This window comes from Methylomonas rivi, assembly GCF_024505165.1.
GTDB classification, from domain to species: domain Bacteria; phylum Pseudomonadota; class Gammaproteobacteria; order Methylococcales; family Methylomonadaceae; genus Methylomonas; species Methylomonas rivi.
The window spans coordinates 1-9,545 of sequence record NZ_JANIBK010000148.1 but is presented as its reverse complement, the minus strand read 5'-3'; the positions used below and the strand labels follow the sequence as shown (position 1 = coordinate 9,545).

The 9,545-nt window shown below is 53.2% G+C and carries 7 protein-coding genes; 3 read left to right on the top strand and 4 right to left on the bottom strand.

Annotated elements, in window-relative coordinates; translation table 11 throughout:
* The coding region (lspA, locus tag NP596_RS17860; RefSeq protein WP_256616755.1) for a signal peptidase II at positions 1-466 on the bottom strand (466 nt) is incomplete at its 3' end.
* Positions 459-3,290, bottom strand: coding sequence for an isoleucine--tRNA ligase (ileS, locus tag NP596_RS17855; protein WP_256616754.1), 2,832 nt, complete (start codon positions 3,288-3,290; stop codon positions 459-461). The genes ileS and lspA, both read right to left, overlap by 8 nt.
* Positions 3,291-3,528: 238 nt before the next feature.
* Between ileS and NP596_RS17850 the strand changes: the two genes are divergently transcribed.
* From NP596_RS17850 to NP596_RS17840, 3 genes are all read left to right on the top strand, one after another.
* On the top strand, positions 3,529-4,116 hold the full coding sequence (locus NP596_RS17850) for a DUF4124 domain-containing protein (RefSeq protein ID WP_256616753.1): 588 nt from the start codon (positions 3,529-3,531) through the stop codon (positions 4,114-4,116).
* A complete protein-coding gene (locus NP596_RS17845; RefSeq protein WP_256616752.1) occupies positions 4,113-4,949 on the top strand; it encodes an SDR family oxidoreductase in 837 nt (278 codons plus the stop codon). The genes NP596_RS17850 and NP596_RS17845 overlap by 4 nt, the downstream gene beginning before the upstream one ends.
* Before the next feature lie 157 nt (positions 4,950-5,106).
* Positions 5,107-5,493, top strand: a complete 387-nt coding sequence (locus NP596_RS17840) for a hypothetical protein (RefSeq protein WP_256616751.1) — start codon at positions 5,107-5,109, stop codon at positions 5,491-5,493.
* Positions 5,494-5,540: 47 nt separating this feature from the next.
* Here the strand turns inward: NP596_RS17840 and NP596_RS17835 are convergent, their stop codons facing one another.
* Positions 5,541-6,359 (bottom strand): nucleoside phosphorylase-I family protein, encoded by an 819-nt coding sequence (locus NP596_RS17835; RefSeq protein WP_256616750.1) that lies wholly within the window; start codon positions 6,357-6,359, stop codon positions 5,541-5,543.
* A 71-nt stretch (positions 6,360-6,430) separates the two neighbouring features.
* Positions 6,431-9,064, bottom strand: a complete 2,634-nt coding sequence (locus tag NP596_RS17830; RefSeq protein WP_256616749.1) for a UPF0182 family protein — start codon at positions 9,062-9,064, stop codon at positions 6,431-6,433.
* Positions 9,065-9,545: the final 481 nt, after the last annotated feature.

The following is a 9,545-nucleotide window of genomic DNA, read 5'->3' as shown; positions in this document are numbered from 1 at the left end:
CGGCCGCTTTGCGGCCGAGGCCGAAACTTTCCAGCAGCATCAGGCCAACCCCGATGCATATGGCGGAGTCTGCAATGTTGAACGCCGGCCAATGCCAGTCCTGGTAATACACATCCAGAAAATCGATCACATAGCCGTAGGCCACGCGGTCGATCAGATTACCGATGGCCCCGCCCAACACTAAGGACAGCGCGGCGGCCATCAGCGTTTCATGTTTTTGCAGGCGCAGCAGCCAGACCGCGATGATGCCGCTCATCACCACGGCCAAACCGGCGAACAGCCAGCGTTGCCAGCCGCCGGCCTGGGCCAGAAAGCTGAAGGCCGCGCCGGTGTTATGTACGTAAGTCAAATTAAAGCCGGGCAACAGCGGGATCGATTCGAACAGTTGCATGGAGGCGTCTACCGCCAGTTTGCTGGCTTGATCCAAGATCAATACCAACAATGACAGCCACAGCCACTTAAGCATAGCGGCGGATCTCGCCGTTACCGGCCACGTTTTCCACGCAACGGCCGCATAACTCCGGATGCTCGGCATGCTCGCCGATGTCGTAACGTTGGTGCCAGCAGCGCACGCATTTTTTATGTTCCGACACGCTCACTTTCAGCTTCACGCCGTCCAGTTCGGTGGTCGCGGCATCGTCCGGGCAGAATTGCATGCCGGCTACCCCGGCGTTGGAGGTAATGAACACGAAATGCAGTTCGCTGGCCAGTTTATTCAACTCGGCGGCGTAGCTCTCGTCGCAATACAATTCCACTTCGGCATTGAGGGACGCGCCGATGGCGCCGTCCTTGCGTAGCGCTTCCAATTGTTTACTGACCACGGTGCGCACGGCCATGACTTTGTCCCAGGTTGCACGGGTGATTTCAGCTTGCGCGTCCAGCGGAAACAGGCCTTCGTACCAGGTTTCCAGAAACACCGATTCGCCGCGTTGTCCGGGCATGGCTTGCCAGATTTCGTCGGCGGTATAGCTGACGATGGGCGCCAGCCAGCGCACCATGGCTTCGATAACATGGTACATGGCGGTTTGCGCGGAACGGTGCGCCAGACAATCTGCCTTGGCCGTATATTGGCGGTCCTTGATGATATCCAGATAAAAGCCGCCCAAGTCGATGCTGCAGAAATTCAGCACTTTTTGATAAATGACCTGAAATTGATAATCGCCGTAGGCCGTTTTAATTTCGGCTTGCAATTGCCAGGCCTTGTCGACCACCCAGCGGTCCAGCGCCAGTAAATCGGCGTTGGCGACTTGGTGTTGCGCGGGGGCGAAACCGTCCAGGTTCGATAGCAGGAAGCGGGCGGTGTTTCGCAGTCTGCGGTAGGCGTCGGAGGTGCGTTTCAAGATTTCATCGGACACCGACATTTCGTAGCGGTAATCGCTGCCGGCTACCCACAGGCGCAATACGTCCGCGCCCAGCGATTTCATCACGGTTTGCGGCAGCACCACATTACCCTTGGATTTGGACATTTTCTTGCCTTCGGCATCGACCGTGAAGCCGTGGGTCAATACCTCCTTGTACGGCGCCACATCGTTCATGGCCACCGAGGCCAGCAAGGACGACTGGAACCAGCCGCGGTGCTGGTCGGAGCCTTCCAGGTACAAGTCGGCCGGGAAGCGCAATTGTTCCCGGCGCTCCAGCACGGCGGCGTGGGTGACGCCGGAGTCGAACCAGACATCCAGGGTATCGCTCATTTTGTCGTATTGCTCGGCATCGGTGCCTATCAATTCGGCGGCATCCAATTCGAACCAGGCCTCGATGCCTTGTTGTTCGATGCGCTTGGCGATCTGCTCGATCAATTCGGCGGTTCTGGGATGCAATTCGCCGGTTTCCTTATGCACGAAGAACGCAATCGGTACGCCCCAAGTGCGTTGGCGGGAGATGCACCAATCCGGCCGATTGCCGAGCATGGCTTCGATGCGGGCCTGGCCCCAGTCCGGGATCCAGTCTACGCGTTTGACTTCGTTCAAGGCGGTATCGCGCAGGCCGTTTTTATCCATGGCGATAAACCATTGCGGGGTGGCGCGAAAAATGATCGGGGTTTTATGCCGCCAGCAATGCGGGTAGCTATGCAATAAAGCGTGATGGTGCACCAGTTTGCCGCGTTCGCGCAGCACGTCCAGCACTTTGTCGTTGGCGCTGAACACATGCAGGCCGGCGAACAGCTCGGTGCCGGGCAAAAACACGCCATTGCCGCCGACCGGATTGTCCACCGGCAGATTGTATTTCATGCCGACAACATAGTCTTCCTGGCCGTGGCCGGGTGCTGTATGTACCGCGCCGGTACCGGCGTCGGTTGTGACGTGGTCGCCCAGAATGACGGGCACCCGCCGGTCGTAAAACGGATGATGCAGAAATTGGCCTTCCAGCGCACTGCCCTTGCAGTAGCCGATGATGTGGTGTTCGCCGATGCCGTAACGCAGTACGGCGTCCTTGAGCAGTGCTTCGGCTAAAACCAGACGTTCGGCTCGGCCGTCGATTTCGCACTGCACCACGGCGTATTCCAGCTCGGGATTCAGCGCCACCGCCTGGTTGGCGGGCAAGGTCCAGGGCGTGGTGGTCCAGATCACGACCGACAGCGGGCCCTTGCCTTCGTGTTCCGGTGCATGATGGCAGCAAGCCATGAAGGCATGCTCGTCGACCACTTCGAAACGCACGTCGATGGCGGGCGAGTGCTTGTCTTCGTATTCGACTTCCGCTTCCGCCAAGGCGGAGCCGCAGTCGGTACACCAATGGACGGGCTTGGCGCCCTTAGCAAGATGGCCTTTGGCGGCGATTCTGCCCAAGGCGCGCACGATGTCGGCTTCGAAGGCAAAGTCCATGGTCAGATAAGGATTATCCCAATCGCCCAACACGCCGAGACGGATAAATTCTTCTTTTTGAATTTCGACTTGTTTTTTGGCATAGGCTCGGCATTCTTTACGGAATTCGGCCGGACTGACCTTGACACCGGCCTTGCCGACTTTTTTCTCCACCATTAATTCGATCGGCAGACCGTGGCAATCCCAACCGGGCACATAAGGCGCGTCGAAGCCGGCCAATGTTTTGGATTTGACGATAATGTCTTTCAATACCTTGTTGACCGCGTGGCCGATGTGAATGGCGCCGTTGGCATAGGGGGGACCGTCGTGCAGCACGAATTTGGGCCGGCCGGCGCAGTGTTCGCGGATTTTTTGATACAGCCGGTTTTCGTTCCATTGTTTCAGCGTCTCGGGTTCGCGTTGGGCCAGATTGGCTTTCATGGCAAACTCGGTTTTGGGGAGGTTGAGTGTCGTTTTATAATCCGTGGTCATGATGGTATGGTGAGCGCTGCCGGCATTCGTCAGTTAGAGCAATGCCGGCCAACTTAAAGCGCAACCTTATCCCTGGCGGTTGTGCCGAATTGCCGAATCGCTCTATAGTAATAAAAACTTGGATTCTATCATCAACTGCCGCGGGCTATAAAACTTAAAGCTTGCCCTGCCGCGGGCCGGTTGGGGCGCCGAAAAAACAGGCGACGGTTAAGCGATTGCATTGGAGGACTGGAATATTATGAAAAAGCTACTCTTACTTTTTACACTGTGTTGGCCGCTGCACGGTTGGGCCGGGGTTTATAAATGCACGGACGCGGAAGGGCGCACGGATTATCAGTCTTCGCCTTGTACCGAGGATCATAAGGCCGTGCAGATCAATACCAAGACTGGCAGCAAGGTGGATCTGAACGAACTGGAAAGCCGGCAGGTGCAGGCAACCGAGCAGCAAAAACAACTTGAAGCGCAAAAACAGGCTGAAGAACAAGCCCGTCTGGATGCCATTGCGGAGCGTAAGCAGTTGGCCAGGGCGCAAAGCGACTTGACCCTGACGCTGATTAAAAATAATCCGCTGCAGTTTTCCGCCTTCGCCATCCCCCCCTATGATCCGGATAATTTGCCGGCAGGGATCCGTCCGTTCGAAGCGCGGTTGGCGGACATCGAAAAATTCCGCCGGCTTGCCGCCCAAAAAGCCTTGGCTACCGGTAAATGCCAGCGGGTGGAAGCCGACGAACTGAACGCCAAAAGCACTAAAGAACAATTGGTGTTTCTGGTCAATTGCAGCTCCGGCGCCACGTATTATTTCAATGAAACCGAGCTGAAAGAATGAACATAAACCCGCAAACCGTATTTATTACCGGTTGCTCCTCAGGGATAGGCTACGCCACCGCCATCAGCTTGAAAAACCGCGGCCATCGGGTGATTTGTTCGGTCAGAAAAGCGGAAGATGCCGCCATTTTGATAGACAAAGGCTTTGAATGCCTGCGGTTGGACTTGGCCGATTCGGACAGCATTCAACAAGCGGTGCAAAAACTGACCGAAATGACCGGCGGCAAGGTCGACGCCCTGTTTAACAATGGCGCCTTCGGCCAGCCCGGCGCGGTTGAAGACCTTAGCCGGGATGCGTTAAGAAATCAATTCGAGACCAATTTTTTCGGCACTCATGAACTGACTAATTTATTGATTCCCCTGATGCGCAAGCAAGGACACGGCCGCATCATTTACAACAGCTCGGTATTGGGGTTCGTGGCCATGAAATTCCGCGGCGCCTATAACAGCAGCAAGTTTGCGCTGGAAGGCCTGGCGGATACGCTACGCCTGGAACTGCGCGGTTCGGGCATACGCATTGTGCTGATCGAGCCTGGGCCCATTGAAAGCCGTTTTCGGCAGAATGCGTTTGCCATGTATCAACACTTTATCGATCCTAACTTGAGTGTGCATCGGCAAACCTATAAAGCCATGGAGGCGCGTTTGCAAAAAACCGGACCGGCCGCGCCGTTCACCTTGCCCGCCACCGCCGTCGCGGAAAAAGTCATTCATGCCTTGGAATCCAAACGGCCGAAATCCCGTTATGCAGTCACCGTCCCAACCCATTTGTTTGCTTGGCTTAAACGCTTGCTGCCTACCTCCTGGCTGGACAGAATTTTAGTCAGCGTCGAGTAGGCCATTAAGTCGTTTTTGGCGGAAAAACGACTTAATCCGGTAACAATCATGCTATCAAACCGTACGAACTATGTTATTATCGCCGCCAGCATATGGTTCATTAAATGTGGTTGGTGGCTGTATGTTTCTTATAAAAACAACTGTGAGGTTCCAATACATGAAAATTTTAAAAAGTGCAGCTATTGCCTTCTCTTTGACCGTTGCTATGGGTTCTTTCTCAACTGCTGCAGTTGCCGAGTCCGACCCAGGCAGGGTTTCCCATGCTCCCGCCGATGTGATCAAAGAAGTCGATAGCCGCATCGATGCTGCCCTGGCAGCAATCACCAACGGTGCCGAAGGTGATGAAGTTGCTGCTTTGAGCAAAAAAGCCCGTGACTTTACCAAAGAATTGAATGCTAACGATAAAGTGGCAAGAGAAACCGCGAAAGTCAGAGATCACCTGAAAAAAGCCGAAACATCGGCCAAAGCGGCTAATCTGGAAGAAGCCAAAGCGCATTTCCAAAAAGCCAAAGAAACCAATTTAAAACTGAAAAGCTTGCTGTAAGCTTGTTAACGGGGCGCTCATCGGCGCCCCGTTCAATTTTCCTGCCGTTACAAGAAAAACGCCGAATCATCCAGCCGTTTTTCCAACCACGTTAAAAATTCCTTACCGCTTTTGAGTTGACGGCTTTGCCAAACAAGAGGTTCATCCCCCTTTAGTGTCCGCCAGCGCTGTAACAAGGCTTTTAATTTCAAACAACCCGAGACGGTAAAACGAAATTCTTTCGTTAAGCGATCATAGAGCTCCGAATCTTGCGGCCTTAGCTGCCTGTGCACCAGCAAAGCATCCAGCAAATCTTCGATGGCCGCCAGTTGCGCGCTAATCCACCGTTCGACTCCCGTTTCACCGATAGCCGTTATCGGCGAATGGCGATTGTCGGAGATTATTTTAACGACATGAATCAGCTCGCTCGAACTGAATTTGACGGCCATTTCATAAAATCCGCTGGCTTCCATGTCGAATAGCGCATCGGCCGAGTAATCGGTATTGGGGTTGGCTGCGGTCGAAACGGTCTGCGTCGGCAGGGAGACGGTAAACGGGAACTGCGGATAGAAGCCGCGCTTGGTTTCGGAATCGATGATCTTATGCCCCAAAACGAGGCTCCCCAGCGGGCGATTGCGATATCCGGCAATGCCCAAGTTCAGCATTACCGGCAGTGCCGGAACAGCAAATAAAGCCATGGTGTAGCCAATCGCACCCGCCATTGCCACCTTGCCGATGCCGGTGACGACGACGGCGCGCTGCGGATCCGCGTAGATTGCAAATGGGTGGCTGGAAGCGGGCAGCTTTTTCAGTTGCCAAGCCGCAATCAACGGTCGGGCTTCGCAGGCTAAGGCGCAAAAAATAAAAATGCTGGGCGGCTTATTCAATCAAAACAGAAATGGCATGAAGGAGTAACGGCCCGGGAATTAACAGTTACCCGGGCCGGGCTTGTCACGTTTTAAGGTTTTCTTCCCGATGTGCCCGAGGTTGAGCCGGCGGCTTGGTTGATGAACATATTTTCCAATCGTTCGAATGCGGCGACCAAGGTTTTGTCCATTACCACCTGATTGCCGATGGAGACGATGACCCGGGCCAACTCGGGCATTTTGGTTTTGGTGGCCAGCATGTAAATGGGTTGCACATACAAAATGGAATTACCCATGGGCAGGATGACCATGCGGCCCTTTTTGACTTCCGAACCGAGTTGATTCCATAAGGTAAATTGGGCGGCAATATCGGGGTTTTGGTCGATCAGGGCATTTACCTGCGACGGTCCGTTGACCTGTACTTCCTTGGGGAATTTGTAAATGGTAATGCCGGGCCTGTAACTATATGGATTGCATTGCTTATGGTCCATGGTGCCGGCGATGCCGACCATGCTCAAGTTATTGCTATTGATCGGCGTCATCGGGTTTATCATCACGAATTCTTCCATGCCATTGCAACGCTCGAAGTTCATCGTGATGAAATACGGCAACACCGGCTCGCCGCCCACCATCGCGTATTGCCAAGTTTCAGCCTGCTCGTAAAACGCTTCGGGTGTATTTTGGTGGTATTTGGCAAAAATTTTCATCTGCATGTAATACAGATCGCGCGGATAACGCAGATGGGCCTTCAAGCTTTCCGGCATTTCGCTTAATTGCTTGAAAACGCCGGGATAGGCCCGGCTGTATGCGGCAATAATGGGATCAGGATCGCAAATGTAATAATCGACCTTGCCGGTGTAGGCATCGACCACGACTTTTACCGAGTTGCGGATGTAATTGAATTTTTGCGCGCCGTCGAGGAAATCGTCGGCAGCGGGCTTGGCAACCGGATAAAGATTAGACAGAGTGTATGCATCCTGTATCCAGTAAAAGCGGTCTTTGTCGACAACCAGATAAGGATCCTTGTCCAAGTGCAGGAACGGTGTCAGCGTGGCTATCCGCTCGACGATATTGCGCCGTATCAACAGCTTGCTATCGGTTGAAATGTTGGGCGAGAAAAAGATTTTTTCGTCTTTGAAATAAAATGCAAACAGCAGCTTTCTGAAATAGGAGGGAATCGGCACGCCGGATTTTCCCAAATAGCCTCTCGCCATTTCCGCGTCGGAACCGCTGATGTTTTCGGTCACCAATTTGTTCGGCACAATCGCATATTTGTATTTTTCCATGCCGTAATAGATGTCCGGAAACTTGACCGAAAATCCTACGTTCGAACTCAAGTTCAAGTCCCGCATATACCAGACGATGGGAATATCGGCATCTTGCGCAGCCGGCGATACTACAGCCCCATAACCGTGGGTATAGCGCAGATGGGTGTTTTCCCAGTTTTGCGCTTCCTGGCTCAAGTTGCCGACATTGGTTTCGCGGGCCGCCAGATTGACCTGCTGGTAATGTCCGCGAATGAAATAACGGTCTTCGTCGATAGTCGGGAAAGTATAATAAGGCCGTATGCTTTGCAGCTGTTTGTAGCTATCGATCAAGTATTCCCTGTCCCATACGGGAATGTTTTCGAAGTTTTTCTGCGTGGCCCATTGTTCTATGTCCTTGGTAGCATCGACATTGATTGGCAGGTCTATGGTATCGATGTTATTGAGGTCATAGGCCGCCATGGTCGCGTCGATGTTGTACTGCATGAACTGACCTTCGGTACGGGTGGGATTGGGTTTGACGATAAACTTTTCGATAATTCCCGGCAGAAAAGCCGAATCCTTCAAGCCCACCAACGCCAAAAAACTCAACACGGCGATAACGATAGGGGTTTTGCTGCGATGCTGTTCCGCAAATACATAAAATACGATCAAGCCGGCAATGCTCAAAAATGCCAACGCCGACATCCAGATCAGCGGCAGCTTATAGCGCAAATCGACAAAGCCGGGACCGAAAAACACCGGTTCGCGTCCGCTGGAATAAAGCAGTGTGAAGCGGTCCAGCATAAAGCCCCATCCCACGAAAAACACGACGAACACGAACAACACCGTCAGATGCATTTTAGCGCCGAATGGAAACTCCCGGCCCTGGTTGGGGATGAAAACGTGTTCCGACCAATACAATATGCCGGTGGCAACCAGCGCTATCGACGCCGTTGCCAGCAACTCCTTCTGAATCAGTATGTAAATCGGGTATGAAAACAGATAAAAGCTGACGTCGTTGTCGTAAACCGGATCCTTGATGCCGGATGCGCCGCCGAAGAAAAACAGCAAGGCATCTTCCCATTGCAGATAGAAAGGTATGGCGACGGCCACGGCCATCAGAAACGACACCGGGGTGTAAACCTTGGCGGAGCCGTAAATAAACACGTCGGCGAAGCGTTGAAAGCGGCGCCTTTTTTTGTCGTCCAGCCAGACTTCGTCCGGCGGGTTTAACCCCAAATAGCGGGAGGCAATCCAGAAATGAAATTGGAACACAGCAAAGAAAAACAGCGTGACCGCGCCGGAGAAAATAAAACGGTATAACAGCCGCAGCCAGAAGTAGGCTTCAAATTCCAGGGATCTGAACCACCACAAATCCACGAAAAAATCGAGAAACACGAAGTAAAACGCAACATACAAGACAATGGCGCCTACGATAGTTGCGCCTGCCAACGCAGGTAACAGTTTCCGGTTACGCATATTTTCCTCTTAATTTTAGAATTTTAGCCGGCAGGGTATTGTTCCAGCAGGCCTCACATCTCGGCGTTAGTTTTTCGACATTCTATCACCCAAACCCGGAATATGATTGCCCGTCATTTGTTGCGGCCCTCAAACGCCGGTAATCAATTCCGCGTTGAACGTCCGTTAGAAAAAGAGTATGTTCAAATACTCCGTGTATCATGCTGGCGCCGGACGAGCAGGTGGATTTGTGGCAGGATTTCAGCGGTCGGTAGCCGGTTGGTGATGCATAGCCCGCCGCTCTCGGGCACCCAATCCGGCCGGGGAAGTAGAAATCATCGAACCATTCCAGGATTACAAGGGCCTGTTTTTGTACTGCCGCCATAACCCGGAACATGAAAATCCGGGTATGATGCGGCGATTGTTGGTTGAATAGCCGGCGGAAACCCAAGCAAACCGGCAAGGATGCGAAAACAAAAAAACCGCGCCACCTCAAGGTTGG